The organism is Nonomuraea maritima (assembly GCF_900100395.1).
Taxonomy (GTDB): Bacteria; Actinomycetota; Actinomycetes; order Streptosporangiales; family Streptosporangiaceae; genus Nonomuraea; species Nonomuraea maritima.
This window is the reverse complement of the sequence record NZ_FNFB01000018.1, coordinates 1-25,419: the sequence shown is the minus strand read 5'-3', so window position 1 is coordinate 25,419 and position 25,419 is coordinate 1. Positions and strand designations below refer to the sequence as shown.

The window sequence follows — 25,419 nt, the reverse complement described above, 5'->3', positions numbered from 1 at the left end:
GACTACTTCTTACCGGGCTTCTTCTTGCCGGCGACGGTCTTCTTCTTGCCCTTACGGGTACGCGCGTTGGTCTGCGTGCGCTGACCGTGGACCGGCAGGCCCTTGCGGTGTCGGATGCCCTGGTAGCAGCCGATTTCGATCTTGCGACGAATGTCGGCCTGGACCTCGCGGCGCAGGTCTCCTTCGATCTTGTAGTTCGCCTCGATGTAGTCACGCATCGGGACGAGCTCAGTGTCGGAGAGCTGGTGGACGCGGAGGTCGCCGCTCACGCCGGTCGCCTCGAGGATCTCGAGGGCGCGGGTGCGGCCGATTCCGTAGATGTAGGTGAGAGCGATCTCCAGCCGCTTTTCGCGGGGGAGGTCGACGCCAACCAGGCGAGCCATGGTCGGGCATTCTCCTTCGTTGTGGCGGAGGTCTTGCGCCCCACTACCCCTCCCCAATGCCCGGGGTGAGGGCCCCGGCCTCCGACCGGGGGTCGCCCGAGTGGTTCACGCCTCGACGAGACGCGCCTGCCCGGGTGTGGGACACGACTACTGTTTCGAGGCTCCTCATGCGTCGAGTCCGCTCCCTACTGGGGCGGACTCGGAGGAGCCTTGCGGCGACTAGCCCTGGCGCTGCTTGTGGCGCAGGTTGTCGCAGATCACCATGACGCGACCGTGCCGGCGGATCACCTTGCACTTGTCGCAGATCTTCTTGACGCTCGGCTTTACCTTCATTGTCCCTTGTGTCCTCAGACGTTCTTACTTGTATCGGTAGACGATCCGCCCACGACTGAGGTCGTAGGGGCTCAGTTCAACGACAACCCGGTCGTCCGGCAGGATTCGGATGTAGTGCATCCGCATCCGTCCGCTGATGTGGGCCAGGACCTTATGGCCGTTGTCGAGCTGCACCCGGAACATGGCGTTCGGGAGCGACTCGACCACAGTGCCCTCGATCTCGATGGCGCCGTCTTTCTTGGCCAAAATTCCTCGCGTTTCACTGATCGGTCGTCTGAGGCTCCGGTTCACTACGCAGCCGCGACCTTCACGCTTCGAAGAGAGCGACAGCCGGCATCGGCCGTCGACGCGTGATAGTCATAGTGAGCCGACTAAGGAGTGTACGACACCCTGGCACAAAACGCGAAACGCGTGCCAGGTGTCCTGACACAACCACGCAGCAGTTTACCTCACGTGGCGAATGCCGGGGTCACCCTACGGGCGCTTCCCCCCGTTGCCGCCGAAGACCGTGCTCATCAGCAGGATCACGCCCCACGGCCCCATGACCCACAGCGGCCAGGGATGGACCTCGCCATCGGAGGTGAGGCTCACGATGAACCAGACCACCCAGTTGATGCTGCTGGCGACCGCCCAGACACCCCACGCCGCGCGCATGCCGGAGTGCATCCCCGCGCGCTTCGCGGGCTCCTCACTCTTCTTGGCGGGCAGGTTGCGCAGGTCGACGTCGGGCAGGTCGGAGGTCAGCTTGGCGAGCTCACCGTAGGTGCGGCTCTCGTAGAGCCGCTCCAACCGCTCGTGGAACTCGTCCATGGTGATACGGCCCTGAGCGGTGTGCTCACGCAGGACGGCGGCGACGCGATCGCGGTCCGCATCGGAGGCTCGCATCTCTGGGCTGTTCGCCATCCCACCCACTCCCGGGGGTTAGTTAAGCAGCTGGGCCAAGCGCTCCTTGCCCCCATCGAGGGCGGTAAGCACCCAAGGTCCATTATGTGTCACAGCGACGCTGTGTTCGAAGTGTGCGGAATGTTTGCCATCAACCGTGACAACGGTCCACTCGTCGGCCAGCACGCGCGTGCGCTCGGTGCCGAGGTTGACCATGGGCTCGACGGCCACGCACATGCCGACCTCGAGCACCGGCCCCCGGCCGGGCTTGCCGTGGTTGGCGATCCACGGGTCCATGTGCATCTCGGTGCCGATGCCGTGCCCGCCGTACTCCGGCGGGATGCCGAAGCGACCCTGCGACTTGACGTAGCGCTCCACCTCGTGGCCGATGTCGGACAGGTGCCGGCCGGGCGTCAGCGCGGCGATGCCGCGCCACATGGACTCCTCCGTGACGCGCATCAGCTCGATGAGCTTCGCGTCGACCTCCCCCACCGGCACCGTGACGGCCGAGTCGCCGTGCCAGCCGTCGAGGATCGCGCCGCAGTCGATCGAGATGATGTCGCCCTCTTGGAGCTTTCTGGCGGCGGTCGGGATGCCGTGCACCACCTCGTTGTTGACCGACGCGCAGATCGTGGCAGGGAACCCCTGGTAGCCCTTGAACGACGGGATCGCACCCTCGTCCCTGATCGCCTTCTCGGCGATGCCGTCGAGGTCGAGCGGCGTCATCCCCGGCTCCACCGACCGCTTGAGCAGGTCGAGCGTGCGCCCCACCACCAGGCCCGCCGCACGCATCTTCTCGAGCTGCTCCGGGCTCTTGATCTGGATCCCGTGCTTGTTGCGTTTGAACATTCCGCCCCCCTGGGTCTCAACGGGCCGCTCTGGGGGCCCAATCTCCCCCACAATAGCCGCGAGGTGGCACGGAAACCCGTGCCACCTCCGCAAATAGGTCAAAAGGCGTTAAGCCATGTACGGCCTGATCGCGTCCATCGCCCGCCGCGTGACTTCTTCGACCGGACCGGTCGCGTCCACGCCCACGAGAATCTGCTCGGCGGCGTAGTAGGAGACCAGCGGCGCAGTCTGCTGCTGGTAGACCTCCAGCCGGTGCCGGACGGTCTCCTCCTTGTCGTCGTCACGCTGGAAGAGCGTGCCTCCGCACGCGTCGCACCTGTCGTCCTTCTTGTCGTCGAAGTCGACGTGCCAGATGCGACCGCACTGGCTGCAGGTGCGGCGGCCGGCCAGCCGCCTGACCACCTCGTCGTCGTCGACCACGAGTTCGAGGACGAGATCGAGGGCGAGGCCCCAGTCCTTGAGCATGTCGCGCAGGATCTCCGCCTGCGCGACATTCCTCGGGAAGCCGTCGAGCAGGAAGCCGTCCTGCGCGTCGTCTTCGGACAGACGGTCGCGGACCATGGCGATGGTGACCTCGTCGGGCACCAGGTCGCCGCGGTCCATGTACGTCTTGGCCAGCTTGCCAAGGTCCGTGCCACCCGAGACGTTGGCACGGAAGATGTCCCCTGTCGAAATCTTCGGGATCGACAGGTTCGATGCGATGAACTGGGCCTGAGTCCCCTTACCCGCTCCGGGGGGCCCGACGAGAACGAGACGCACTACCGCAGGAAGCCTTCGTAATTACGCTGCTGCAGCTGGCTCTCGATCTGCTTCACCGTGTCAAGTCCGACACCAACCATGATCAGAATGCTCGTCCCTCCGAACGGGAAGTTCTGGCTCGCGCCCGACACCGCCAGCGCGACGATCGGGACCATGGAGATGAGACCCAGATACAGCGCGCCGGGCGCCGTCAGACGGTTGAGCACGAAGCTCAGGTATTCAGCCGTCGGACGGCCGGGGCGAATGCCCGGAATGAATCCACCGTACTTCTTCATGTTGTCGGCGACCTCAGGGGGGTTGAACGTGATGCCGACGTAGAAGTACGTGAAGAAGATGATCAGGAGGAAGAACGTCCCCATGTAGATGGGGGTGTCGCCGGTGGCGAGGTGCTGCGCGATCCAGGTGATCACGGTGTTGTCGCTCGTCTGGAACAGCGAGGTGAGCAACTGCGGCAGATACAGCAGCGACGAGGCGAAGATGACCGGGATGATGCCGGCCTGGTTGACCTTCAGCGGGATGTAGGTGGAGGTGCCGCCGTACATCCGGCGTCCGACCATGCGCTTGGCGTACTGGACGGGGATGCGGCGCTGAGCCTGCTCCACGAAGACCACGGCCGCGATCATGAAGATGCCGACGACCATGACGACCACGAAGGTGAACTTGTTCGCCTGGAAGATGTTGGCCAGCTCGGACGGGAAGACCGCCACGACCTGGGTGAAGATCAGGATGGACATGCCGTTGCCGACGCCGCGGTCGGTGATGAGCTCACCGAGCCACATGATGACGGACGTGCCGGCCGTCATGATGATGACCATCGTGACGATGCCGAAGATGTCGTCGGGGTCGAGCAGCACGTTCTGCTGACAGTTCGGGAACAGCTGACCGGTACGGGCCAGGGCGATGAAGGCCGTCGACTGCAGCACCGCGAGACCGATGGTGAGGTAACGCGTATACTGCGTGATCTTGGTCTGTCCCGCCTGGCCTTCCTTCTTGAGAGCCTCGAGCCGCGGGATCACGACGACGAGCAACTGCAGAATGATGCTCGCGGTGATGTACGGCATGATGCCCAGAGCGAACACCGACAACTTCAGCAGCGCACCGCCGCTGAACAGCTGGACCATTCCGTAGATGTTGCCGGTCTGGCCTTGGCGGGCCTGGTCGAAACAGGCGGCCAGGTTCTGGACGTGGACTCCCGGGGTCGGAAGAACCGAGCCGAGACGGAACAGCGCGATGATGCCCAGGGTGAAGAGCAACTTCTTGCGCAGGTCCGGTGTCCGGAACGCCCGGGTAAACGCGGTCAGCACGGTCCCTCCTGCGCGCCTTTACGGCGGTGTGAGTAAGCGATGGTGCGGGGATCTGCCATCTGAAGTCTCATGTCAAACGAGCCGGACAGAATCCTGCCGTCTCGCGAACTCTAACGCACTACGGGCGTGGGGGCATTTGTCAAAGCCCCCACGCCTCGTCATAGCGTCTTTACAGCTCGGTAACGGATCCACCGGCAGCGGCGATCTTCTCCTTCGCGGACGACGAGAAGGCGTGAGCCTGCACGTTCACCGCGACGGAGATCTCGCCGGTGCCGAGCACCTTGACGAGCTGGTTCTTACGGACAGCACCCTTGGCGACCAGCGCCTCGACGGTGACCTCGCCACCCTCGGGGAACAGCTCGCCGAGCCTGTCGAGGTTGACGACCTGGTAGGTCGTCTTGAACAGGGCGTTCGAGAAGCCCTTGAGCTTCGGCAGACGCCTCTGCAGCGGCACCTGGCCACCCTCGAAACCGAGGGGGACCGTCGTACGGGCGCGGCTGCCCTTCGTACCGCGACCGGCCGTCTTGCCCTTGGACGCCTCGCCGCGACCCTTGCGGACCTTGGCCTTGTTGGCACCGGGGGCGGGACGCAGGTCGTGAATCTTCAGCGGAGCCTTGTCAGTCATGACTAGTCGACCTCTTCCACCTCGACGAGGTGCGTCACCACGGAGACCATGCCGCGAATCTCGGGCCGGTCCTCCTTGACGACGACATCGCCGATTCGCTTCAGGCCAAGCGAACGCAGCGAGTCGCGCTGGTTCTGCTTGCCACCGATCTTCGAGCGAACCTGAGTGATCTTCAGGCGTGCCATGACTAGCTCACCGCCTTCACGGCCGCCGCCTCGGCGAGACCCTCACGCTGAGCCTTCAGCATCCGGGCCGGGGCGACGTCCTCGATCGGCAGGCCACGGCGGGCGGCGATCTCCTCGGGACGCGAGAGCCCCTTCAGAGCAGCCACGGTGGCGTGCACGATGTTGATCGGGTTGTCGGAGCCGAGCGACTTCGAGAGCACGTCGTGGATGCCGGCGCACTCCAGGACCGCGCGCACCGGGCCACCGGCGATGACGCCGGTACCGGCCGAGGCCGGACGCAGGAAGACGACACCGGCCGCCTCCTCGCCCTGCACGGTGTGCGGGATCGTGCCCTGGATGCGAGGCACCTTGAAGAAGTGCTTCTTCGCCTCTTCGACGCCCTTGGCGATGGCCGCGGGCACTTCCTTGGCCTTGCCGTAGCCGACGCCGACCAGGCCGTTGCCGTCACCGACGATGACGAGGGCGGTGAAGCTGAAGCGACGACCACCCTTCACGACCTTGGCCACTCGGTTGATCTTCACTACGCGCTCGATGTACGAGACGCCCTTGTCGGCGGCGCCACCGCGGCGATCGTCACGACGGTCCCGCCGCTCGCCACCGGTGCCGCCACCGCGACGCGGAGCTGCAGCCATCAGTGGTTCCTCATCTCAGCATTTGCGGTCATCAGAATTCGAGCCCACCTTCGCGGGCGCTGTCCGCCAGCGCGGCGATGCGCCCCGCGTAGCGGTTGCCACCGCGGTCGAAGACGACCTTGGTGATACCGGCTTCCTTGGCCCGCTGAGCGAGGAGCTCGCCGACCTTCTTCGCCTTCTCGGTCTTGTCCGCCTCGAGGGCGCGCAGCGAGGGGTCCATGGTGGACGCGCTCACCAGCGTGTGGCCGACAGTGTCGTCGACGATCTGGACGAACATGTGACGCGTCGATCGGTTGACGACCAAGCGCGGACGCTCGACCGTACCGAAGACGAACTTGCGGACGCGGCGGTGACGGCGGGCCCGCGAGACGGTGCGGGCAGCCGTGTGCTTGCCGAACGCAGTCTTCGGAGCCATGCCTACTTACCAGCCTTTCCGACCTTGCGGCGGATCTGTTCGCCCTGGTAGCGCACGCCCTTGCCCTTGTACGGGTCGGGCTTGCGCAGCTTGCGGATGTTGGCCGCGACCTCGCCGACCTTCTGCTTGTCGATGCCGTCCACGTGGAACAGGGTCGGCTTCTCGACGCGGAAGGAGACGCCCTCGGGGGCGTCGACGATGACCGGGTGGCTGAAGCCCAGGGAGAACTCCAGCTGGTTCGGCCCCTTGGCCTGGACGCGGTAACCGACGCCGACGATCTCAAGGCTCTTGGAGTAGCCCTGCGTGACGCCCTGCACCATGTTGGCGATCAGCGTCCGCGACAGGCCGTGCAGCGCACGCACCTTGTTCTCGTCGTTCGGCCGGGTGACGGCGACGGCGCCGTCGTCGTCGCGCGCGACCTTGATGGGTTCGGCGACCGTGTGAGTGAGCGTGCCCTTCGGGCCCTTGACCTGGACATCCTGGCCGGTGATCGTGATGTCTACGCCACTGGGCACAGGGATGGGCAGCCGTCCGATTCTCGACATGCTGTGTTCCTCCCCTCTACCAGACGTAGGCGAGGACTTCCCCGCCCACGCCACGCTTGCCGGCCTGCTTGTCGGTCATGAGGCCGTGGGACGTCGAGATGATCGCGACGCCCAGTCCGCCCAGGACTCGAGGCAGGTTGTCCTTCTTCGCATAAACCCGCAGACCGGGCTTGGAAACCCGGCGCAGGCCCGCGAGCGACCGCTCACGGGTAGGCCCGAACTTGAGCTCCACCACGAGGTTCTTTCCAACCTTGGCGTCTTCGACGGTCCAGGACTGGATGTAACCCTCCTGCTGGAGGATCTCGGCGATGTGCGCCTTGATCTTCGAGTACGGCATCGACACGCTGTCGTGGTACGCCGAATTCGCGTTTCGCAGACGCGTCAGCATGTCTGCGATCGGATCGGTCATCGTCATGGCCAGTGGCCTTCCTCGCCGCGGTTTCCAGTCGGCCAAGCTGAGCTCTACCGGTGGACCTTCGGCGCGGTCATGGACGCGAACGCGTCCTGCTTTTACCTGAAATATGTGTGGCCGGGTAATCACCCAGGGGACGACACGTGGCCGTCCCCCAGGGTATCTACCAGCTCGACTTGGTGATGCCGGGCAGCTCGCCCCGGTGCGCCATCTCACGGAAGCACACGCGGCAGAGGCCGAACTTGCGGTAGACCGCGCGCGGACGGCCGCAGCGCGTGCACCGCGTGTAGGCCCGGACCTCGAACTTCTGCTTGCGCCCCGCCTTGGCGATCAGCGACTTCTTCGCCATTGGATCAGGCCTCCTTGAAGGGGAACCCGAGGAGCTTCAGCAGCGCCCGGCCCTGTTCGTCGTTCTTCGCGGTGGTCACGATCGTGATGTCCATGCCCCGCGGCCGGTCGACCTTGTCCTGGTCGACCTCGTGGAACATGACCTGCTCGGTCAGACCGAACGTGTAGTTGCCGTTGCCGTCGAACTGCTTCGGCGACAGACCACGGAAGTCCCGGATACGGGGCAGCGCGAGCGCCAGCAGCCGGTCGAGGAACTCCCACATGCGGTCGCCGCGCAGCGTGACGTGCGCGCCGATCGGCATGCCCTCACGCAGCTTGAACTGCGCGATGGACTTGCGGGCCCGGACGACGGCCGGCTTCTGGCCGGTGATCGCGGTGAGGTCGCGGACAGCACCCTCGATGAGCTTGGAGTCACGAGCCGCCTCGCCCACACCCATGTTGACCTTGATCTTGGTCAGGGCCGGGATCAGCATGACGTTCTCGATGCCGAACTGCTCGCGAAGCTGGGCCGCGATCTCCTCGCGGTACTTCGTCTTGAGTCGCGGCGTCGGGCGCTCGGTCTCAGTGGTCGTGGCAGTCATCAGCTGTCCTCACCCGTCTCGTCGGCCTTCTTGACGTCGGCCTTCTTCTCGGCGGGCTTGTCGTCCTTGAGCTTCTTCACGTTCGAGACGTGGATCGGGCCCTCGAGGGTCTGCACGCCGCCGGTCTTGGCGCCGCGCGGGCCCTGCAGGGTCTCCTTCGAGTGCTTCTTGATCATGTTGATGCCCTCGACCACCACGCGGTCCTCGCGCGGCAGCGTGGCGATCACACGGCCCTTGGCACCCTTGTCCTTGCCCGCGATGACCTGAACCAGGTCACCCTTCTTCACATGCAGCTTCGGCATCACAGCACCTCCGGAGCGAGCGAAATGATGCGCATGAACTTCTTGTCGCGCAGCTCGCGGCCGACCGGGCCGAAGATACGAGTGCCACGAGGGTCACCGCTGTCCTTGATGATGACGGCGGCGTTCTCGTCGAAGCGGATGTAGGAGCCGTCGGGCCGGCGGCGCTCCTTGACCGTGCGGACGACGACGGCCTTGACCACGTCGCCCTTCTTGACGCCCGTGCTGCCCGGCAGCGCGTCCTTGACAGTGGCGACGATGATGTCGCCGATACCGGCGTAGCGTCGGCCAGAGCCACCGAGAACACGGATGCAAAGGATCTCCTTGGCACCCGTGTTGTCGGCGACCTTGAGCCGCGACTCCTGCTGGATCACGTATAACTCCTGTTAGTCGCGCCGGTTCTCATCGCTGAGCCTGGCGGAACCTGTCGTTGTCTTGTTCCCACGGCCACAACTCCGCGAGGAGCCGCACCACAGGCGACACGAGGCCGAAGCCGGCCTCGTGTCCTTGGACACCGTCATGGGGGCTCTCAGAGCCCCCACGAGGCGCGTAATAGCCGCAGGCCTACTTGGCCTTCTCCAGGATCTCCACGACCCTCCACCGCTTGGTGGCGGAGAGGGGGCGGGTCTCCATCAGGAGCACGCGGTCGCCGACGCCGCAGGCGTTGGCCTCGTCGTGCGCCTTGTACTTGGTCGTACGGCGGATGACCTTGCCGTACAGACGGTGCTTGACGCGGTCCTCGACGGCGACGACGACGGTCTTGTCCATCTTGTCGCTGACGACGAGGCCCTCACGCACCTTGCGGAAGTGCCGCTGCTCGGCGGTCGTCTCGTTGGTCTCGGTCTCAGCCATCGCTCGACTCCTTCTCAACCGTGACGATGCCAAGCTCACGCTCGCGCATCACGGTGTAGATACGGGCGATCTCGCGGCGGACGGCGCGCAGCCGCCCGTGGCTCTCCAACTGACCGGTCGCCGACTGGAAGCGAAGGTTGAACAGTTCCTCCTTCGCCTCCTTCAGCTTCTGGACGAGGGTGGCCTCGTCCTCGAGCCGCAGCTCCCCGGCGGTCAGGCCCTTAGCCATCACGCCTCACCCACTTCACGCTTAACGATCTTGCACTTCATCGGGAGCTTGTGGATCGCGCGCTGAAGCGCCTCGCGCGCGATCGGCTCCGCCACGCCGGACAGCTCGAACATGACGCGTCCGGGCTTGACGTTGGCGATCCACCACTCGGTCGAACCCTTACCGGAACCCATGCGGGTCTCGGCCGGCTTCTTGGTGAGCGGACGGTCGGGGTAGATGTTGATCCACACCTTGCCGCCACGGCGGATGTGACGGGTCATCGCGATACGAGCCGACTCGATCTGGCGGTTGGTCACGTAGGAGTGCTCAATCGCCTGGATGCCGAACTCGCCGAACACGACCCGGGTGCCGCCCTTGGCGGCTCCGCTGCGGTCAGGCCGGTGCTGCTTGCGGTGCTTGACCCTGCGCGGGATCAGCATGGTCAGCTCCCTTCAGCACCCGGCTGCGCAGCCGGGCCGGTCTCAGGGGCCGCCTGCGTGGCGGCCTCGGTACGGGGGGCGCGGTCACGGCCGCCGCCACGGCGAGCGCCACCGGCGCCACCACGACGGGGACGGTCACCGCCACCACGGCGGTCGTCACGCTCGCGACGCTGGCCGGCGCGGGCACCGGCAGCGGCGGCCTCACGCTCGGCGCGGCTCGTCGGAGCCTCACCCTTGTAGATCCAGACCTTCACGCCGATGCGGCCGAAGGTCGTACGGGCCTCGTAGAAGCCGTAGTCGATGTCCGCGCGGAGCGTGTGCAGCGGCACGCGACCCTCACGGTAGAACTCCGACCGCGACATCTCGGCGCCGCCCAGACGACCGGAGCACTGGACACGGATGCCCTTGGCGCCGGACTTCATGGCCGACTGCATCGCCTTGCGCATGGCGCGGCGGAACGAGACACGGCTGGACAGCTGCTCGGCCACGCCCTGCGCGACGAGCTGGGCGTCGATCTCGGGGTTCTTGACCTCGAGGATGTTCAGCTGGACCTGCTTCTTGGTCAGCTTCTCGAGGTCGCCGCGGATGCGGTCAGCCTCGGCGCCGCGCCGGCCGATCACGATGCCCGGACGCGCGGTGTGGATGTCCACCTGCACGCGGTCGGTCGTGCGCTCGATCTCGACCTTGGAGATGCCGGCCCGCTCCATGCCCTTCTGGAGCATGCGGCGGATCGCGACGTCCTCGGCGACGTACGACTTGTACAGCTTGTCGGCGTACCACCGGCTCTTGAAGTCGGTCGTGATGCCGAGGCGGAACCCGTGCGGGTTAACCTTCTGGCCCACTATCGGGTCCTTCCCTTCGGCTCGCGGGACTCCACGATCACGGTGATGTGGCTCGTCCGCTTGTTGATCCGATAGGCGCGACCCTGTGCACGCGGGCGGAACCGCTTCAGCGTCGGGCCCTCGTCGACCCACGCACGGCTCACGACGAGCGTGTTCGGGTCGAGGTTGAAGTTGTGCTCAGCGTTCGCCATGGCGCTGCTGAGCACCTTGTAGATCGGCTCGCTCGCAGACTGGGGAGCGAACTGCAGCACGGCCTGCGCCTCCGAAGCGGGCAGCCCGCGAATAAGGTCCACCACGCGGCGGGCCTTCATGGGCGTGACACGGACGAACCGCGCCTGGGCCCTGGCTTCCATCGCTTACTCCTCTTGATGCTTCTGAAGGCGTCTATCGCCGGCTGCGCCGGTCTTCCTTGACGTGGCTGCGGAACGTCCGCGTGGGGGCGAACTCTCCGAGCTTGTGGCCGATCATCGACTCGGTGACGAACACCGGGACGTGCTTGCGGCCGTCGTGCACGGCGATCGTGTGCCCGAGCATGTCGGGAACGATCATGGAGCGCCGTGACCACGTCTTGATGACGTTCTTGGTGCCCTTCTCGTTCTGGGCGTCCACCTTCTTCTGAAGGTGGTCGTCCACGAAAGGACCCTTCTTAAGGCTACGTGGCATCTCGGCTGCTCCTACCGCTTCTTCCTCTTGCTCCGACGACGAATGATCAGCCGGTCGCTGGCCTTGTTGGCCTGGCGGGTGCGGCCCTCGGGCTTGCCCTTCGGGTTCACCGGGTGGCGACCGCCGGAGGTCTTGCCCTCACCACCACCGTGCGGGTGATCGACGGGGTTCATCGCGACACCGCGAACGGTCGGGCGCTTGCCCTTCCACCGCATACGGCCGGCCTTACCCCAGTTGATGTTGGCCTGCTCGGCGTTGCCGACCTGGCCGACCGACGCCCGGCAGCGCACGTCAACCATGCGCATTTCACCGGACGGCATACGCAGGGTGGCGTACTGGCCTTCCTTGGCGAGCAGCTGGATCTGGGCTCCCGCGGAGCGGCCGAGCTTGGCGCCGCCACCCGGACGGAGCTCCACCGCGTGGATGAAGGTACCGGTCGGGATGTTGCGCAGCGGCAGGCAGTTGCCCGGCTTGATGTCGGCGGCGGGGCCGTTCTCGATTCGGTCGCCCTGCTTGAGGCCGGTCGGCGCGATGATGTAGCGCTTCTCGCCGTCGGCGTAGTGCAGCAGAGCAATGTTGGCGGTGCGGTTCGGGTCGTACTCGATGTGAGCGACCTTGGCCGGGATGCCGTCCTTGTCATGCCTACGGAAGTCGATGATCCGGTAGGCGCGCTTGTGACCGCCGCCCTGGTGGCGCGCGGTGACTCGGCCGTGTACGTTGCGGCCGCCCTTGCTGTGAAGGGGCGCAAGCAGCGACTTCTCGGGCGTGCTGCGGGTGATCTCGGAGAAGTCCGAGACACTCGACCCGCGGCGACCCGGGGTCGTCGGCTTGTACTTACGGATGCCCATCTTTTTCGTTCATCCTTCGTCGGTTACATGGGTGAGCCCGCCGCACCGAAATGCGACGGTCTCACCCCGCGGGCCTCGCGGCCCGCTCCGTTCTATGGCTGCTAGCCGATCTGACCGAAGATGTCGATCCGATCGCCCTCGACCAGGCTCACAATCGCGCGCTTGGTGTCGGGACGCTTGCCGTAACCGGTGCGGGTGCGCTTGCGCTTACCCTGCCGGTTGATGGTGTTCACGCTGGTGACCTTGACCCCGAAGATCTGCTCAACAGCAATCTTGACCTGGGTCTTGTTCGCGGTCTTCTTCACCAGGAACGTGTACTTGTTGTTCTCATCGATCAGGCCGTAGCTCTTCTCAGAGACGACCGGCTTGATGATGATGTCGCGCGGGTCGGCGATCTTCTCCATCAGGCGTCTTCCTTCCCGCCACTCAGCCGCGACACGACCTGGTCGTACGCCTCCTGGGTGAAGACCACGTCGTCGTGCACGAGCACGTCGTAGGTGTTGAGCTGCCCGGCGTCCAGCAGGTGGACCTCGGGAGCGTTACGCAGGCTCATCCAGGTCAGCTCGTCGTCCGCGTCGACAACGACGAGAACGCGCGGAGCCTGGGTGATCTTGCGCAGGGCCTCCAGGGTGGCCTTGGTCTTGGGCGTCTCACCCGTGACCAGCGAGCTCACCACGTGGACGCGACCGCCGCCGGCCCGGTCGGACAGGGCGCCACGGAGCGCGGCGGCCTTCATCTTCTTGGGCGTGCGCTGCGAGTAGTCACGCGGCACCGGGCCGTGGACGACGCCACCGCCGGCGAACTGCGGCGCGCGGGTCGAGCCCTGACGGGCGCGGCCGGTGCCCTTCTGGCGGTACGGCTTCTTGCCGCCGCCGGAGACCTCACCACGGGTCTTGGCCTTGTGGGTGCCCTGCCGGCGAGCGGCGAGCTGAGCCACGACCACCTGGTGGATCAGAGGAACGTTGACCTTGGCGCCGAAGATGTCTTCGGGCAGGTCAACAGTGCCGGTCTTCGCGCCGCTGGCGTCGAGGACGTCAATAGTGGTGCTCACTTGGCAGCCCCCTTCTTGGCAGCGGTGCGAACGAGGACCAGACTGCCGTTGGCGCCGGGGATCGCACCCTTGATGAGGATGAGCCCATTCTCGGCGTCCACGGCGTGAACCTTGAGGCTCTGCACAGTGGTGCGGACGTTACCCATCCGACCAGCCATGCGCAGACCCTTGAAAACGCGGCCCGGGGTGGCGCAGCCACCGATGGAACCCGGCGAGCGGTGCTTGCGCTGCGTACCGTGCGACGCGCCCAGACCACCGAAGCCGTGCCGCTTCATGACACCGGCGAAGCCCTTGCCCTTGCTCTTGCCCGTCACGTCGACGAACTGGCCGGCCTCGAAGGTGTCGGCCTGCAGCTCCTGGCCGAGGGTGTAGTCGTTCGCGTCGTCAGTGCGGATCTCCGCGAAGTAACGGCGCGGGGTGATGTCGTGCTTACGCAGGTAGTCGCCGAGCGGCTTGTTGACCTTCCTGGGGTCGACCTGCCCGAAGCCGAGCTGGATGGCGGAGTAGCCGTCCTTCTCCGGCGTGCGGACGCGGGTCACCACGCACGGACCGGCCTCGACCACGGTGACCGGAACCATCCGGTTGTCCGCGTCGAAGACCTGGGTCATGCCGAGCTTCTTGCCCAGGACGCCCTTGATCGTCTTAGCCATGTCAGTGCGTTCCCTCAGAGCTTGATCGAAATGTCGACACCCGCGGGAAGGTCGAGCCGCATGAGCGAGTCAACCGTCTTGGGGGTCGGGTCGATGATGTCAATCAGCCGCTTGTGCGTGCGCATCTCGAAGTGCTCGCGGCTGTCCTTGTACTTGTGCGGCGAGCGGATGACGCAGTACACGTTCTTCTCGGTCGGCAGCGGCACCGGGCCCGCGACCTTCGCGCCAGTCCGCGTCACCGTCTCGACGATCTTCTTGGCCGAGCTGTCGATGACCTCGTGGTCATAGGCCTTGAGCCGAATGCGGATCTTCTGTCCCGCCATAGTGGCCTCGGTGTCCTTCGCTGTCGTCTGAAAAAGTATCGTGCGGCCTGTTGCCGCTGTGCTAGTTGCAGGTCTGAACCTGCGTGACCCCACGAGGCAGACGTTGACGATCTGCCTACTTCTTCCGTGATCCGGCAGTGACTTCGGTCACCTGGCCGAAGCTACTGCTGGATCACGGCGTTCGCCGTGGAGCCTTGACGCGGTACGGCGGTCGGACCCGGGTCCCGGGGCCGACCGCCGCCCCGACGGTCTTGCTACTTGATGATCTTCGTGACCCGACCGGCGCCGACGGTGCGGCCACCCTCACGGATCGCGAACTTGAGGCCTTCCTCCATGGCGATGGGCTGGATCAGCTCAACGCGCATTTCGGTGTTGTCGCCCGGCATGACCATCTCGGTGCCCTCGGGGAGGTTCACCACACCGGTCACGTCAGTCGTACGGAAGTAGAACTGCGGACGGTAGTTGTTGAAGAACGGCGTGTGGCGGCCGCCCTCGTCCTTGGACAGGATGTAGACCTGGCCCTCGAACTCGGTGTGCGGGGTGGTCGTGCCCGGCTTGATGATGCACTGGCCGCGCTCGACGTCGTCGCGCTTGATGCCGCGGAGCAGGAGGGCCGCGTTGTCGCCGGCGTGACCCTCGTCGAGCATCTTGTTGAACATCTCGATGCTGGTGACGGTGGTCGTCGTCTTCTCCGGCCGGATGCCGATGATGTCGACCTGCTCGTTGACCTTGACGATGCCGCGCTCGATACGACCGGTGACGACGGTGCCGCGACCGGTGATCGAGAAGACGTCCTCGACCGGCATGAGGAACGGCTTCTCCGTCTCACGCGGGGGCTCGGGAACGTTCTCGTCGACGGCGTTCATCAGCTCGATGATGCTGTCGGCCCACTTCTCGTCGCCCTCGAGAGCCTTGAGAGCGGAGACGCGGACGACGGGCAGGTCGTCGCCGGGGAACTCCTGAGCGGAGAGGAGCTCACGGACCTCGAGCTCGACGAGCTCCAGGATCTCCTCGTCGTCGACCATGTCGGCCTTGTTCAGGGCCACGACGATGTAGGGAACGCCGACCTGGCGGGCCAGGAGGACGTGCTCCTTCGTCTGCGGCATCGGGCCGTCGGTGGCGGCGACCACCAGGATGGCGCCGTCCATCTGGGCGGCACCGGTGATCATGTTCTTGACGTAGTCGGCGTGGCCGGGGCAGTCAACGTGAGCGTAGTGACGCTTCTCCGTCTGGTACTCGACGTGCGCGATGGAGATCGTGATACCACGAGCCTTCTCCTCCGGCGCCTTGTCGATCTTGTCGAACGGCGTCGCGGCGTTCAGGTCGGGGTAACGGTCGTGGAGCACCTTGGTGATCGCCGCGGTCAGCGTGGTCTTGCCGTGGTCGATGTGCCCAATGGTGCCGATGTTCATGTGCGGCTTGGTCCGCTCGAACTTGGCCTTAGCCACTGGTTCTCTCCTTGAGAATCTGACTGACTTTCGTCTACACACTCGGGCCCGGGAACACCCGAACCCCTTGGCGGTGGGGTGGCTCGCACCACCCCACCAGGGACCAGGACCAAAGTCCTGGCCCGGCCCCGTACGGGACCGGACCGGAAACTATTCGCCCCGGGCCTTCGCGACGATCTCCTTGGCGATGCCCGGAGGCACCTCCGAGTAGGAGTCGAACTGCATGCTGTAGCTCGCGCGCCCCTGCGTCTTGCTACGCAGGTCACCCACGTAGCCGAACATCTCAGACAGCGGCACGAGCGCCTGGACGACACGGGCGCCGGCCCGCTCGTCCATCGCCTGGATCTGCCCCCGGCGACCGTTGAGGTCACCGATGACGTCACCCATGTAGTCCTCGGGCGTGGTGACCTCGACGGCCATCATCGGCTCGAGGAGCACGGCGTCCGCCTTGCGCGCGGCCTCCTTGAAGGCCATCGAGCCGGCGATCTTGAAGGCCATTTCCGAGGAGTCCACGTCGTGGGCCGCACCGTCGGTCAGCGTAACCTTCACGCCGACCATCGGGTAACCGGCCAGCACGCCGAACTCGGCGGCCTCCTGGGCGCCCGCGTCGACCGACGGGATGTACTCCCGCGGGACACGACCACCGGTGACCTTGTTCTCGAACTCGTAGCCGTCGTTGCCCTCGCCCAGCGGCTCCAGATTGATGATCACCCGCGCGAACTGACCGGAACCACCGGTCTGCTTCTTGTGGGTGTAGTCAATCTTCTCCACCTTGCGGCGGATGGTCTCGCGGTAGGCGACCTGCGGACGGCCGACGTTGGCCTCGACCTTGAACTCGCGACGCATACGGTCGACGAGGATCTCGAGGTGAAGCTCGCCCATGCCCCAGATGACCGTCTGACCGGTCTCTTCGTCACGGCGGACCTGGAAGGACGGGTCCTCCTCGGCCAGCCGCTGGATCGCGGTGGACAGCTTCTCCTGGTCGCCCTTGGTCTTGGGCTCGATCGCGACGTTGATCACCGGAGCCGGGAACGTCATCGACTCGAGCACGACCTGGTGCGTCGGGTCGGACAGCGTGTCGCCGGTCGTGGTGTCCTTCAGACCCATGACCGCGACGATCTGGCCGGCGATCGCCGTCGGGCGCTCTTCACGCTTGTTGGCGTGCATCTGGTAGATCTTGCCGATCCGCTCCTTCTTGCCCTTCACAGAGTTGATGACCTGTGAACCGGCCTCGAGCGTGCCCGAGTAGATGCGGATGTAGGTGATCTTGCCCAGGTGCGGGTCGCTGGCGATCTTGAAGGCCAGAGCGGAGAAAGGCTCGGTCGGGTCGGCGTGACGCTCGACGACCTTCTCCTCGTTGCCGACCGCATGGCCCTTGAAGGCCGGGATGTCGGTCGGGGCGGGCAGGTAGGCGACGATCGCGTCGAGCAGGGGCTGCACACCCTTGTTCTTGAACGCGGTGCCGCAGAGCACCGGGTTGATGGCGCTGCTCAGCGTGGCGCGGCGGATGGCCGCGACCAGCTGCTCCTTGGTGGGCTCGGTGCCCTCAAGGAAGAGCTCCATCAGCTCGTCGTCGTTCTCCGCCACGGTCTCGATGAGCCGGTCGCGCCACTCCCTGGCGGCGTCGGCGTGGTCGGCCGGGATGTCGACGGTGTCGTACATCTCGCCCTTGGCCGCCTCGGCGCTCCAGATGAGCGCCTTCATCTCGATGAGGTCGATGACGCCCTTGAAGTCAGCCTCAACGCCCCAGGGCAGCTGGATGACCGCGGGGGTCGCGCCCAGGCGGCTGACCATCATCTCGACGCAGCGGTGGAACTCCGCGCCGACCCGGTCCATCTTGTTCACGAAGCAGATGCGGGGGACGTTGTAGCGGTCAGCCTGGCGCCACACCGTCTCTGACTGCGGCTCAACACCCGCGACACCGTCGAACACGGCGACGGCACCGTCGAGGACGCGGAGCGAACGCTCCACCTCGATGGTGAAGTCGACGTGACCCGGAGTGTCGATGATGTTGATCGTGTGACCGGTCCACTCACAGGTCGTCGCGGCAGACGTAATCGTGATGCCGCGCTCCTGCTCCTGCTCCATCCAGTCCATCGTGGCAGCGCCCTCGTGGACTTCACCGATCTTGTAGTTGATGCCGGTGTAGAACAGGATGCGCTCGGTCGTGGTGGTCTTGCCCGCGTCGATATGGGCCATGATCCCGATGTTGCGGACCTTGGCCAGGTCAAGAGCGGTCGTGGTGGCCACTTCTCTCGCGTCCTCGTCGTCTCGTCGAACCCGCCGGGGTTACCAGCGGTAGTGGGCGAAGGCCTTGTTGGACTCGGCCATCTTGTGGGTGTCCTCGCGCTTCTTCACGCTCGCCCCGAGGCCGTTGCTGGCGTCGAGGAGCTCGTTCATGAGGCGCTCGGTCATGGTCTTCTCGCGGCGGGCGCGGGAGTACTGCACCAGCCAGCGCAGAGCCAGGGTGGTGCTGCGCGCGGCGCGCACCTCGACGGGCACCTGATAGGTGGCGCCACCGACACGACGGCTGCGGACCTCCAGGGTGGGCTTGACGTTGTCAAGCGCGCGCTTGAGGGTGACGACCGGGTCGTTGCCGGTCTTCTCCCTGCAACCCTCGAGGGCGCCGTAGACGATGGACTGCGCGATGGAGCGCTTACCGTCCAGAAGCACCTTGTTGATAAGGGCGGTCACCAGGGGCGAGCTGTAAACCGGGTCAGCCATGAGCTGACGACGGCCAGGAGAACCCTTACGAGGCATTGTTAGCTCTTCTCCTTCTTCGCGCCGTAGCGGCTACGGGCCTGCTTGCGGTTGCGGACACCCTGGGTGTCGAGCGAACCGCGGATGATCTTGTAGCGAACACCAGGCAGGTCCTTCACACGACCGCCACGCACGAGCACGATGGAGTGCTCCTGAAGGTTGTGGCCGACACCGGGGATGTAGGCCGTGACCTCGATGCCGTTCGTCAGCCGAACACGGGCCACCTTGCGCAGTGCCGAGTTGGGCTTCTTCGGGGTCGTGGTGTAAACGCGCTGGCACACGCCGCGCCGCTGCGGACTCCCCTTGAGGGCAGGAGTCTTGGTCTTGGAGACCTTGTCCTGCCGGCCCTTGCGGACCAACTGCTGAATAGTGGGCACTGCCACTCCGTTTCGTGCCTTGGCCGGTGTTACGTACTGGGTCGTGCATTCGCAGGTACTGCCGGTGTCATGACCTGCTGATTGTCCGTGTCTCGGCGCCCCCGCGCTCGGGCGTGTCGCGCACTTCGCAGGACACACCCGGAGGGATTTCGAGCCAGGAGGCCGTCCTGCACTCGTATGAGCGCACGGCCGAGAGCCCGTTAGAAGTCGGGCACGATGCTCAAGACTACCCAGGCCCATGCGACACGTCAAAACGGCGCGGCAAAGCGGACAGTCCTTGCCACTCCGTGTCGCCGGGGCCTATTTCATCCAGCCCATCTACAGCTCCACCCGCAATGATAACGGCCCAGCATGGCTTCCCGCACCCGATCCCCCGAACCACCCGGCGTCCAAACACTCCCAAACCACCATCAGCCATCCCACCCACCCCAGCCTCAACATCAGTCCCACGCCACTGAGTCACCTCCCCCAACAAGCCCTAACCCGACCACCCCACCAAGCAGTTCCACCCCTGGCCACCTGCCGCCAACATCCCCCACCGCTTCGCCACCCCCAACGGCCCCACCCCTCGCCACCCGCGCGACCGCTCCAGAACAGGTCCCATCCCCAACCAGCCGAACGAGTGCCCCCGGCCCATTCCTCGATCCCGAGCAGCAATGGCGGCAGCTGCACCCGCCTAACACCTCGACGAAGCCTGAGCCCGGGGCGCCATAACGCCGCCTCTACTCGAGGGTGCTCACACCGGGCATGACCCCGCTGTGCACCCCCACGCCTTGAACCAACATTCGCCGGCCCTTCCCACCGCCGCCACCCAGCCGTAACCGCCGATCCCCTGACCAGCAACGGAGCCATCCGGACCCAGCGGACTGGGCACCATGGCCAGCCGGGATGCGCACCGGAACCGCCCGCCCCCGGACCTTGCTCACCACTAGGGCAGCGGTGTCCACAGCACCTCCCGCTTCGCCGAGCGGAAGGTACTGCCTTGCCAGCGACCGAGCACGGCCAGCGTTGCGACGACTCGATCGCAGGTATGGAGCCAGCCGCGCAGAGCGGACTGGACCGCCAGGGCAGCTCGTGGCAGGCATCGCCCCCCTCCAACTCTCCCCCGGCGCGGGGCCTTGCACCTCGGTAGGGCCGCCGTACCCATGGAGCCGCCCATGCCCACCCCGGCGAAAGATGCTGCCCTGCCAGCGAAAACGCAGGGCCAGCGGCACCCACCTCACGTACGACTCGATCAGGAGAATAGAACCAGCCACGCTCAGCGCACCGACCACCACGGAACGCCTCGGCAGGCACTGGAACCGCCAGCCCGGCGCCGAGCCTTGATAGCCGATAACGACGGGGCGTCCACAGGGCCACCTGCTCCGCCGCGCCGAGGGGTGCCGCCCTCCCAGCGAAACAGCACAGCCAGCGGAGCCCAACCTGCGACTCGATCGCACCAATGAAGCCAGCCGCGCCAAGGGAACCGGCGACCACGGCATGCCGCGACGGGCACCGAAACCACCAGCTCGGACCGACGCAGGACCTTGATCGCCGGCAGCGGCGAGGTGTCGACAGGGCCACCCATCCCCCTCGGCGGAAGATGCCGCCCTGTTGGCGAAAGGGGCGGGACCGGCGGCGGCCTCGCAAGCGCCTCGATCGAGGGAATCGTGTCGCACCTACGGGTTGCGGCAAGACGGTGCTGGGCGGGAGTCATGCAGACGCCCGACCGTTCCTGGCGCCCGGTCGATCAAGACGGCAATACGCCAGGCAACCACGCACGAACCCGACCACCCCGACGACCACCTCGCCTCGCAGGCCCGCGTTCGCCGGCCCGATGTCGACGTCGTCATGGACCGTGGGGGCATGAACAGCGGGTCGTCAGGGTCCTGGAACCAGGCGAAAAAGCGGTGACCGCGTTAGCCGCCTAGGCCACCTAGACGCCCGACTGCACTGGGCGACCGAGCCGGTCAAGACGGCGACGGGTGAGGGGCTGCGCCAGCTGTCGACCAGGTTAAGGTGATCAAGCCGCGGGTGGGCGCGGGCCTCGTGGGGGCGGTTGCACGGCGGATTCAGTACACACTAGCAACCGCCCAACCACCGAGACGGGCCACGAGACGGCGCTGCGATGGTGAACCGGTGACAGGTCAGCAGCCGCCCCCGCAAGACCCTCAACCACATACCGCAGATGAGCGCAGGCACGGCGGAGGCGGTACGCACTAGCGACCACCTATCGACCACCGAGACGGACCGCTGGACGGCGTTCCGGGGGTGAGCCGGTGATGGGTCAGCGGGCGTCTCCCTGGAAGGTCCTCGGCCACGTGCGGTGGGTGGGGGCGGCTTGGCTTGGCCTTACAGGCTGGAAAAACGAGAGCGCCCGGGCCCCTCGGACGAGGGACCCGGGCGCTTCACCTACAGGCGATCAGTAAGTCACCGGTTGTACTGACCGAAGTCGTACTCCTCCAGCGGAACGGCCTCGCCGCTGCCGGTGCCGAACGTGTACTCGGCCGCGGTGCCGTCGTACCCGCCGACGGTGTACATGGCGGCCTTGGCCTCCTCGGTGGGCTCCACCCGGATGTTGCGGTACTGCGGCATACCGGTACCGGCCGGGATGAGCTTACCGATGATGACGTTCTCCTTCAGGCCCAGGAGCGAGTCGGACTTGGCGTGGATCGCCGCGTCCGTCAGGACCCTGGTCGTCTCCTGGAAGGAGGCCGCCGACAGCCACGACTCGGTGGCGAGCGACGCCTTCGTGATGCCCATGAGCACCGGACGACCGGCGGCCGGCGAGCCGCCCTCCGCCACCGTCTCGCGGTTCATCTGCTCGAAGCGCGGACGCTCGACGAGCTCGCCGGGCAGCAGGTCGGTGTCACCGGACTCCAGCACGTTCACGCGCTTGAGCATCTGCCGCACGATGATCTCGATGTGCTTGTCGTGGATCGACACACCCTGCGACCGGTAGACCTGCTGGACCTCGGCCACCAGGTGCAGCTGCACGGCCCGCGGGCCGAGGATGCGCAGCACCTCGTTGGGGTTGACCGCACCGGCGACCAGCTGCTGGCCGACCGAGACGCGCTGGCTTTCCTGCACGAGCAGGCGCGAGCGCATCGACACCGGGTACGCGATCTCCTCCGACCCGTCGTCCGGGACGATGACGATCTTCCGGGTCTTGTCGGTCTCGTCGATCCGGACGCGACCCTCGGCCTCGGAGATCGGGGCGACACCCTTGGGGATGCGCGCCTCGAAGAGCTCCGTGACACGGGGCAGACCGTGGGTGATGTCGGCGCCGGCCACACCACCGGTGTGGAACGTACGCATGGTCAGCTGGGTGCCGGGCTCACCGATCGACTGGGCGGCGATGATGCCGACCGCCTCGCCGACGTCGACGAGCTTGCCGGTGGCCAGCGAGCGGCCGTAGCACTTGGCGCAGACACCGATCTTGGCCTCGCAGACGAGCGCGCTGCGCGTCCGCACGGTCTCGATGCCGGCCTCGACCAGCTTCGTCACGTGGATGTCGTTGATGTCGACACCCTCGGGGACGATGACCTTGCCGTCGACCACGACGTCCTCGGCCAGGATGCGGCCGTGCACGTTGGACTCGGCGTTCTCCGCCTTGACCAGGTTGCCCGCGGAGTCGCGGTCGGCCACGTGGAGCGGGACCGCGCGGTCGGTGCCGCAGTCGATCTCACGCACGATGACGTCCTGGGCCACGTCCACCAGTCGACGGGTCAGGTAACCCGAGTCGGCGGTACGCAGGGCGGTGTCGGCCAGACCCTTTCGCTGACCGTGGGTGGAGATGAAGTACTCCAGCACCGACAGGCCCTCGCGGAACGAGGCCTTGATCGGCCGCGGGATCGTCTCACCCTTGGTGTTGGACACCAGACCACGGATACCGGCGATCTGCCGGACCTGCATCTTGTTACCACGGGCACCGGAGTTGACCATCATCCAGACCGGGTTGGTCGCCGGGAAGGCGTTGACCATGTCGGTCTCGACGTCGGCCGTCGCGTGCGTCCAGATCTCGATGAGCTCCTGACGGCGCTCCTCGTCGGTGATCAGACCGCGCTCGTACTCGCGCTGGACCTTGTCGGCCCGGCGCTCGTAGTTCTCCATGATCTCGGTCTTGTTCGGGGGCGCGACGACGTCCTCGATCGAGATCGTGACACCGGAGCGGGTCGCCCAGCGGAAGCCGGCGTCCTTGAGCGCGTCGAGCGCGGCGGCGACCTCGATCTTCGGGTACGTCTCCGCCAGCTCGTTCACGATCTGCGACAGCTGCTTCTTGCCGACCTGGAAGTCGACGAAGGGGTAGCTGTCGGGCAGCGTCAGGTTGAACAGGCACCGCCCGAACGTGGTCTCGAGCCGGATCGGGTCGCCCGGCTCCCAACCCTCGGGAGCAACCCACTCGCGCGGCGGCAGGGTGTCCTTGAGCCGGATCTGGACCCGGGCCTGGATCTCCAGCTCGCGACGGTCGAAGGCCATCTGCGCCTCGGCGATCGAGCCGAACACGCGACCCTCGCCCTGCGCGCCCTCCTTCATCGTCGTCAGCCAGTAGAGGCCGATGACCATGTCCTGGGTGGGCATCGTGACGGGCTTGCCGTCGGCCGGCTTGAGGATGTTGTTGGTCGAGAGCATCAGGATGCGTGCCTCGGCCTGGGCCTCAGCCGACAGCGGCAGGTGCACGGCCATCTGGTCGCCGTCGAAGTCCGCGTTGAACGCGGTGCAGACGAGCGGGTGGATCTGGATGGCCTTGCCCTCGACCAGCTGCGGCTCGAACGCCTGGATGCCCAGACGGTGGAGCGTCGGAGCACGGTTGAGCAGCACCGGGTGCTCGGTGATGACCTCTTCGAGCACGTCCCACACCACGGGGCGGGCGCGCTCGACCATCCGCTTGGCCGACTTGATGTTCTGGGCGTGGTTGAGATCGACCAGCCTCTTCATCACGAACGGCTTGAACAGCTCCAGCGCCATCTGCTTGGGCAGACCGCACTGGTGCAGCTTGAGCTGCGGGCCGACGACGATGACCGAACGGCCGGAGTAGTCGACTCGCTTGCCCAGCAGGTTCTGACGGAAACGACCCTGCTTACCCTTCAGCATGTCGCTGAGGGACTTGAGCGGACGGTTACCGGGACCGGTGACCGGGCGACCGCGGCGGCCGTTGTCGAACAGCGCGTCGACGGCCTCCTGGAGCATCCGCTTCTCGTTGTTCACGATGATCTCGGGCGCGCCGAGGTCGAGCAGACGCTTGAGACGGTTGTTCCGGTTGATGACCCGGCGGTACAGGTCGTTCAGGTCGGACGTCGCGAACCGGCCACCGTCGAGCTGCACCATCGGGCGCAGGTCCGGCGGGATGACCGGGATGCAGTCGAGGACCATGCCGCGCGGCGAGTTGGTCGTGTTGAGGAACGCCGACACGACCTTGAGCCGCTTGAGGGCGCGGGCCTTCTTCTGGCCCTTGCCGCTGCGGATGGTCTCGCGCAGGTTCTCGGCCTCGGCGTCGAGGTCGAAGCTGATCAGGCGGTCCTGGATCGCCTGCGCGCCCATGCCGCCCTTGAAGTAACGGCCGAAGCGGTCACGCATCTCGCGGTAGAGCAGCTCGTCGCCCTCGAGGTCCTGGACCTTGAGGTTCTTGAAGCGGCTCCAGACCTCGTCGAGGCGGTCGAGCTCGCGCTGGGCGCGGTCGCGCAGCTGGCGCATCTCGCGCTCGGCGCCCTCACGAACCTTGCGGCGCTGGTCACCCTTGGCGCCGGCGGCCTCGAGCTCGGCCAGGTCGGCCTCGAGCTTCTTCTGCCGGGCCTCGATGTCGGCGTCGCGGCGCTGCTCGATGTGCTGCCGCTCGACGGAGATCTTCGCCTCCAGCGACGGCAGGTCACGCTCACGCAGCTCGGTGTCGACGTGCGTGATCATGTACGCCGCGAAGTAGATGACCTTCTCGAGGTCCTTCGGGGCGAGGTCGAGCAGGTAACCGAGGCGCGAAGGGACGCCCTTGAAGTACCAGATGTGCGTGACGGGCGCGGCCAGCTCGATGTGGCCCATCCGCTCACGGCGCACCTTGGCGCGGGTGACCTCGACGCCACACCGCTCACAGATGATGCCCTTGAAGCGAACGCGCTTGTACTTGCCGCAGTAGCACTCCCAGTCGCGGGTCGGACCGAAGATCTTCTCGCAGAAGAGCCCGTCCTTTTCCGGCTTGAGAGTCCGGTAGTTGATCGTCTCCGGCTTCTTGACCTCGCCGTGCGACCACTGACGAATGTCGTCGGCCGTCGCCAGCCCGATCCGAAGCTCGTCGAAGAAGTTGACGTCTAGCATGGTGTGCGATCTCCCCCTCAGACTTCTTCCACGCTGCTCGGCTCACGCCGGGACAGGTCGATTCCGAGCTCTTCCGCGGCGCGGAAGACGTCCTCGTCGGTGTCACGCATCTCGATCGAC

33 protein-coding genes are annotated in these 25,419 nt (G+C 66.1%); all 33 read right to left on the bottom strand.

What is annotated here, in order from left to right; translation table 11 throughout:
• Positions 1–2: 2 nt before the first annotated feature.
• On the bottom strand, positions 3–383 hold the full coding sequence (rpsM, locus tag BLR04_RS25205; RefSeq protein WP_090769728.1) for a 30S ribosomal protein S13: 381 nt from the start codon (positions 381–383) through the stop codon (positions 3–5).
• Positions 384–602: 219 nt separating this feature from the next.
• Entirely contained in the window at positions 603–716 is a 114-nt protein-coding gene (gene rpmJ / locus BLR04_RS25200) for a 50S ribosomal protein L36 (RefSeq protein WP_003956441.1), read from the bottom strand.
• A gap of 24 nt (positions 717–740) precedes the next feature.
• Entirely contained in the window at positions 741–962 is a 222-nt protein-coding gene (gene infA / locus BLR04_RS25195) for a translation initiation factor IF-1 (RefSeq protein ID WP_012887858.1), read from the bottom strand.
• A gap of 228 nt (positions 963–1,190) precedes the next feature.
• Complete coding sequence (locus BLR04_RS25190; RefSeq protein ID WP_245740489.1) at positions 1,191–1,601, bottom strand: DUF1707 SHOCT-like domain-containing protein; 411 nt, start codon at positions 1,599–1,601, stop codon at positions 1,191–1,193.
• A gap of 36 nt (positions 1,602–1,637) precedes the next feature.
• Positions 1,638–2,447 carry a type I methionyl aminopeptidase gene (gene map, locus BLR04_RS25185; protein ID WP_090769724.1) on the bottom strand — a complete coding sequence of 270 codons (810 nt, stop codon included), beginning with the start codon at positions 2,445–2,447 and terminating at the stop codon, positions 1,638–1,640.
• A gap of 108 nt (positions 2,448–2,555) precedes the next feature.
• Positions 2,556–3,206, bottom strand: coding sequence for an adenylate kinase (locus BLR04_RS25180; protein WP_090769722.1), 651 nt, complete (start codon positions 3,204–3,206; stop codon positions 2,556–2,558).
• Positions 3,206–4,510 carry a preprotein translocase subunit SecY gene (secY, locus tag BLR04_RS25175; protein WP_090769720.1) on the bottom strand — a complete coding sequence of 435 codons (1,305 nt, stop codon included), beginning with the start codon at positions 4,508–4,510 and terminating at the stop codon, positions 3,206–3,208. Before secY ends, BLR04_RS25180 begins: the two co-directional genes overlap by 1 nt.
• 169 nt (positions 4,511–4,679) lie before the next feature.
• Positions 4,680–5,135 (bottom strand): 50S ribosomal protein L15, encoded by a 456-nt coding sequence (gene rplO, locus BLR04_RS25170; protein WP_090769718.1) that lies wholly within the window; start codon positions 5,133–5,135, stop codon positions 4,680–4,682.
• A gap of 2 nt (positions 5,136–5,137) precedes the next feature.
• Positions 5,138–5,320: a 50S ribosomal protein L30 gene (gene rpmD / locus BLR04_RS25165; protein ID WP_080043226.1), complete on the bottom strand. Its 183-nt coding sequence runs from the start codon at positions 5,318–5,320 to the stop codon at positions 5,138–5,140.
• A 2-nt stretch (positions 5,321–5,322) separates the two neighbouring features.
• Positions 5,323–5,952 carry a 30S ribosomal protein S5 gene (gene rpsE / locus BLR04_RS25160; protein ID WP_090769715.1) on the bottom strand — a complete coding sequence of 210 codons (630 nt, stop codon included), beginning with the start codon at positions 5,950–5,952 and terminating at the stop codon, positions 5,323–5,325.
• Positions 5,953–5,983: 31 nt separating this feature from the next.
• Entirely contained in the window at positions 5,984–6,367 is a 384-nt protein-coding gene (gene rplR, locus BLR04_RS25155) for a 50S ribosomal protein L18 (protein WP_090769713.1), read from the bottom strand.
• A 2-nt stretch (positions 6,368–6,369) separates the two neighbouring features.
• The gene (gene rplF / locus BLR04_RS25150) at positions 6,370–6,912 is read right to left on the bottom strand and encodes a 50S ribosomal protein L6 (RefSeq protein ID WP_090769711.1); all 543 of its coding nucleotides are present in this window, start codon (positions 6,910–6,912) and stop codon (positions 6,370–6,372) included.
• Positions 6,913–6,928: 16 nt separating this feature from the next.
• Entirely contained in the window at positions 6,929–7,327 is a 399-nt protein-coding gene (rpsH, locus tag BLR04_RS25145; protein ID WP_090769709.1) for a 30S ribosomal protein S8, read from the bottom strand.
• Between the two features lie 160 nt (positions 7,328–7,487).
• Positions 7,488–7,673, bottom strand: coding sequence for a type Z 30S ribosomal protein S14 (locus BLR04_RS25140; protein ID WP_090769707.1), 186 nt, complete (start codon positions 7,671–7,673; stop codon positions 7,488–7,490).
• Between the two features lie 4 nt (positions 7,674–7,677).
• Positions 7,678–8,253 carry a 50S ribosomal protein L5 gene (rplE, locus tag BLR04_RS25135; protein WP_090769702.1) on the bottom strand — a complete coding sequence of 192 codons (576 nt, stop codon included), beginning with the start codon at positions 8,251–8,253 and terminating at the stop codon, positions 7,678–7,680.
• Positions 8,253–8,546, bottom strand: a complete 294-nt coding sequence (gene rplX / locus BLR04_RS25130; RefSeq protein ID WP_245740511.1) for a 50S ribosomal protein L24 — start codon at positions 8,544–8,546, stop codon at positions 8,253–8,255. The genes rplE and rplX overlap by 1 nt, the downstream gene beginning before the upstream one ends.
• A gap of 8 nt (positions 8,547–8,554) precedes the next feature.
• On the bottom strand, positions 8,555–8,926 hold the full coding sequence (rplN, locus tag BLR04_RS25125; RefSeq protein ID WP_090769698.1) for a 50S ribosomal protein L14: 372 nt from the start codon (positions 8,924–8,926) through the stop codon (positions 8,555–8,557).
• 190 nt (positions 8,927–9,116) lie between these two features.
• Positions 9,117–9,404: a 30S ribosomal protein S17 gene (gene rpsQ, locus BLR04_RS25120; RefSeq protein ID WP_090769696.1), complete on the bottom strand. Its 288-nt coding sequence runs from the start codon at positions 9,402–9,404 to the stop codon at positions 9,117–9,119.
• Positions 9,397–9,633: a 50S ribosomal protein L29 gene (rpmC, locus tag BLR04_RS25115; RefSeq protein ID WP_090769914.1), complete on the bottom strand. Its 237-nt coding sequence runs from the start codon at positions 9,631–9,633 to the stop codon at positions 9,397–9,399. Before rpmC ends, rpsQ begins: the two co-directional genes overlap by 8 nt.
• The gene (rplP, locus tag BLR04_RS25110) at positions 9,633–10,052 is read right to left on the bottom strand and encodes a 50S ribosomal protein L16 (RefSeq protein WP_090769694.1); all 420 of its coding nucleotides are present in this window, start codon (positions 10,050–10,052) and stop codon (positions 9,633–9,635) included. Before rplP ends, rpmC begins: the two co-directional genes overlap by 1 nt.
• A 2-nt stretch (positions 10,053–10,054) precedes the next feature.
• Entirely contained in the window at positions 10,055–10,894 is an 840-nt protein-coding gene (gene rpsC, locus BLR04_RS25105) for a 30S ribosomal protein S3 (RefSeq protein ID WP_090769692.1), read from the bottom strand.
• Positions 10,894–11,247, bottom strand: a complete 354-nt coding sequence (gene rplV, locus BLR04_RS25100; RefSeq protein WP_090769690.1) for a 50S ribosomal protein L22 — start codon at positions 11,245–11,247, stop codon at positions 10,894–10,896. The genes rpsC and rplV overlap by 1 nt, the downstream gene beginning before the upstream one ends.
• A 31-nt stretch (positions 11,248–11,278) precedes the next feature.
• Positions 11,279–11,557 carry a 30S ribosomal protein S19 gene (gene rpsS / locus BLR04_RS25095; protein WP_030451498.1) on the bottom strand — a complete coding sequence of 93 codons (279 nt, stop codon included), beginning with the start codon at positions 11,555–11,557 and terminating at the stop codon, positions 11,279–11,281.
• Between the two features lie 11 nt (positions 11,558–11,568).
• The gene (gene rplB, locus BLR04_RS25090) at positions 11,569–12,405 is read right to left on the bottom strand and encodes a 50S ribosomal protein L2 (protein ID WP_090769688.1); all 837 of its coding nucleotides are present in this window, start codon (positions 12,403–12,405) and stop codon (positions 11,569–11,571) included.
• Between the two features lie 101 nt (positions 12,406–12,506).
• A complete protein-coding gene (rplW, locus tag BLR04_RS25085; RefSeq protein ID WP_080043238.1) occupies positions 12,507–12,809 on the bottom strand; it encodes a 50S ribosomal protein L23 in 303 nt (100 codons plus the stop codon).
• Positions 12,809–13,456 carry a 50S ribosomal protein L4 gene (gene rplD / locus BLR04_RS25080; RefSeq protein WP_090769686.1) on the bottom strand — a complete coding sequence of 216 codons (648 nt, stop codon included), beginning with the start codon at positions 13,454–13,456 and terminating at the stop codon, positions 12,809–12,811. The genes rplW and rplD overlap by 1 nt, the downstream gene beginning before the upstream one ends.
• Positions 13,453–14,106: a 50S ribosomal protein L3 gene (gene rplC / locus BLR04_RS25075; protein ID WP_090769683.1), complete on the bottom strand. Its 654-nt coding sequence runs from the start codon at positions 14,104–14,106 to the stop codon at positions 13,453–13,455. Before rplC ends, rplD begins: the two co-directional genes overlap by 4 nt.
• Before the next feature lie 14 nt (positions 14,107–14,120).
• Positions 14,121–14,429 carry a 30S ribosomal protein S10 gene (gene rpsJ, locus BLR04_RS25070; protein WP_012887830.1) on the bottom strand — a complete coding sequence of 103 codons (309 nt, stop codon included), beginning with the start codon at positions 14,427–14,429 and terminating at the stop codon, positions 14,121–14,123.
• 254 nt (positions 14,430–14,683) lie between these two features.
• Complete coding sequence (gene tuf, locus BLR04_RS25065; protein ID WP_090769681.1) at positions 14,684–15,877, bottom strand: elongation factor Tu; 1,194 nt, start codon at positions 15,875–15,877, stop codon at positions 14,684–14,686.
• Positions 15,878–16,027: 150 nt separating this feature from the next.
• Entirely contained in the window at positions 16,028–18,076 is a 2,049-nt protein-coding gene (fusA, locus tag BLR04_RS25060) for an elongation factor G (protein WP_245740509.1), read from the bottom strand.
• 90 nt (positions 18,077–18,166) lie between these two features.
• On the bottom strand, positions 18,167–18,637 hold the full coding sequence (gene rpsG / locus BLR04_RS25055) for a 30S ribosomal protein S7 (RefSeq protein ID WP_020542314.1): 471 nt from the start codon (positions 18,635–18,637) through the stop codon (positions 18,167–18,169).
• Between the two features lie 2 nt (positions 18,638–18,639).
• Complete coding sequence (gene rpsL, locus BLR04_RS25050) at positions 18,640–19,014, bottom strand: 30S ribosomal protein S12 (RefSeq protein ID WP_020542315.1); 375 nt, start codon at positions 19,012–19,014, stop codon at positions 18,640–18,642.
• Between the two features lie 2,409 nt (positions 19,015–21,423).
• Complete coding sequence (locus BLR04_RS25045) at positions 21,424–25,299, bottom strand: DNA-directed RNA polymerase subunit beta' (RefSeq protein WP_090769677.1); 3,876 nt, start codon at positions 25,297–25,299, stop codon at positions 21,424–21,426.
• Between the last annotated feature and the right edge of the window lie 120 nt (positions 25,300–25,419).

Excerpts from the sequence above, each read along its gene's own strand:
- rpsM (WP_090769728.1), bottom strand. The coding sequence starts at position 383 with ATGGCTCGCCTGGTTGGCGTCGACCTCCCCCGCGAAAAGCGGCTGGAG.
- rpmJ (WP_003956441.1), bottom strand. The coding sequence starts at position 716 with ATGAAGGTAAAGCCGAGCGTCAAGAAGATCTGCGACAAGTGCAAGGTG.
- BLR04_RS25190 (WP_245740489.1), bottom strand. The coding sequence starts at position 1,601 with ATGCGAGCCTCCGATGCGGACCGCGATCGCGTCGCCGCCGTCCTGCGT.
- map (WP_090769724.1), bottom strand. The coding sequence starts at position 2,447 with ATGTTCAAACGCAACAAGCACGGGATCCAGATCAAGAGCCCGGAGCAG.
- rplO (WP_090769718.1), bottom strand. The coding sequence starts at position 5,135 with ATGACTGACAAGGCTCCGCTGAAGATTCACGACCTGCGTCCCGCCCCC.
- rpmD (WP_080043226.1), bottom strand. The coding sequence starts at position 5,320 with ATGGCACGCCTGAAGATCACTCAGGTTCGCTCGAAGATCGGTGGCAAG.
- rpsE (WP_090769715.1), bottom strand. The coding sequence starts at position 5,952 with ATGGCTGCAGCTCCGCGTCGCGGTGGCGGCACCGGTGGCGAGCGGCGG.
- rplR (WP_090769713.1), bottom strand. The coding sequence starts at position 6,367 with ATGGCTCCGAAGACTGCGTTCGGCAAGCACACGGCTGCCCGCACCGTC.
- rplF (WP_090769711.1), bottom strand. The coding sequence starts at position 6,912 with ATGTCGAGAATCGGACGGCTGCCCATCCCTGTGCCCAGTGGCGTAGAC.
- rpsH (WP_090769709.1), bottom strand. The coding sequence starts at position 7,327 with ATGACGATGACCGATCCGATCGCAGACATGCTGACGCGTCTGCGAAAC.
- BLR04_RS25140 (WP_090769707.1), bottom strand. The coding sequence starts at position 7,673 with ATGGCGAAGAAGTCGCTGATCGCCAAGGCGGGGCGCAAGCAGAAGTTC.
- rplE (WP_090769702.1), bottom strand. The coding sequence starts at position 8,253 with ATGACTGCCACGACCACTGAGACCGAGCGCCCGACGCCGCGACTCAAG.
- rpsQ (WP_090769696.1), bottom strand. The coding sequence starts at position 9,404 with ATGGCTGAGACCGAGACCAACGAGACGACCGCCGAGCAGCGGCACTTC.
- rpmC (WP_090769914.1), bottom strand. The coding sequence starts at position 9,633 with ATGGCTAAGGGCCTGACCGCCGGGGAGCTGCGGCTCGAGGACGAGGCC.
- rplP (WP_090769694.1), bottom strand. The coding sequence starts at position 10,052 with ATGCTGATCCCGCGCAGGGTCAAGCACCGCAAGCAGCACCGGCCTGAC.
- rplV (WP_090769690.1), bottom strand. The coding sequence starts at position 11,247 with ATGGAAGCCAGGGCCCAGGCGCGGTTCGTCCGTGTCACGCCCATGAAG.
- rpsS (WP_030451498.1), bottom strand. The coding sequence starts at position 11,557 with ATGCCACGTAGCCTTAAGAAGGGTCCTTTCGTGGACGACCACCTTCAG.
- rplB (WP_090769688.1), bottom strand. The coding sequence starts at position 12,405 with ATGGGCATCCGTAAGTACAAGCCGACGACCCCGGGTCGCCGCGGGTCG.
- rplW (WP_080043238.1), bottom strand. The coding sequence starts at position 12,809 with ATGGAGAAGATCGCCGACCCGCGCGACATCATCATCAAGCCGGTCGTC.
- rplC (WP_090769683.1), bottom strand. The coding sequence starts at position 14,106 with ATGGCTAAGACGATCAAGGGCGTCCTGGGCAAGAAGCTCGGCATGACC.
- rpsJ (WP_012887830.1), bottom strand. The coding sequence starts at position 14,429 with ATGGCGGGACAGAAGATCCGCATTCGGCTCAAGGCCTATGACCACGAG.
- fusA (WP_245740509.1), bottom strand. The coding sequence starts at position 18,076 with ATGGCCCATATCGACGCGGGCAAGACCACCACGACCGAGCGCATCCTG.
- rpsG (WP_020542314.1), bottom strand. The coding sequence starts at position 18,637 with ATGCCTCGTAAGGGTTCTCCTGGCCGTCGTCAGCTCATGGCTGACCCG.
- BLR04_RS25045 (WP_090769677.1), bottom strand. The coding sequence starts at position 25,299 with ATGCTAGACGTCAACTTCTTCGACGAGCTTCGGATCGGGCTGGCGACG.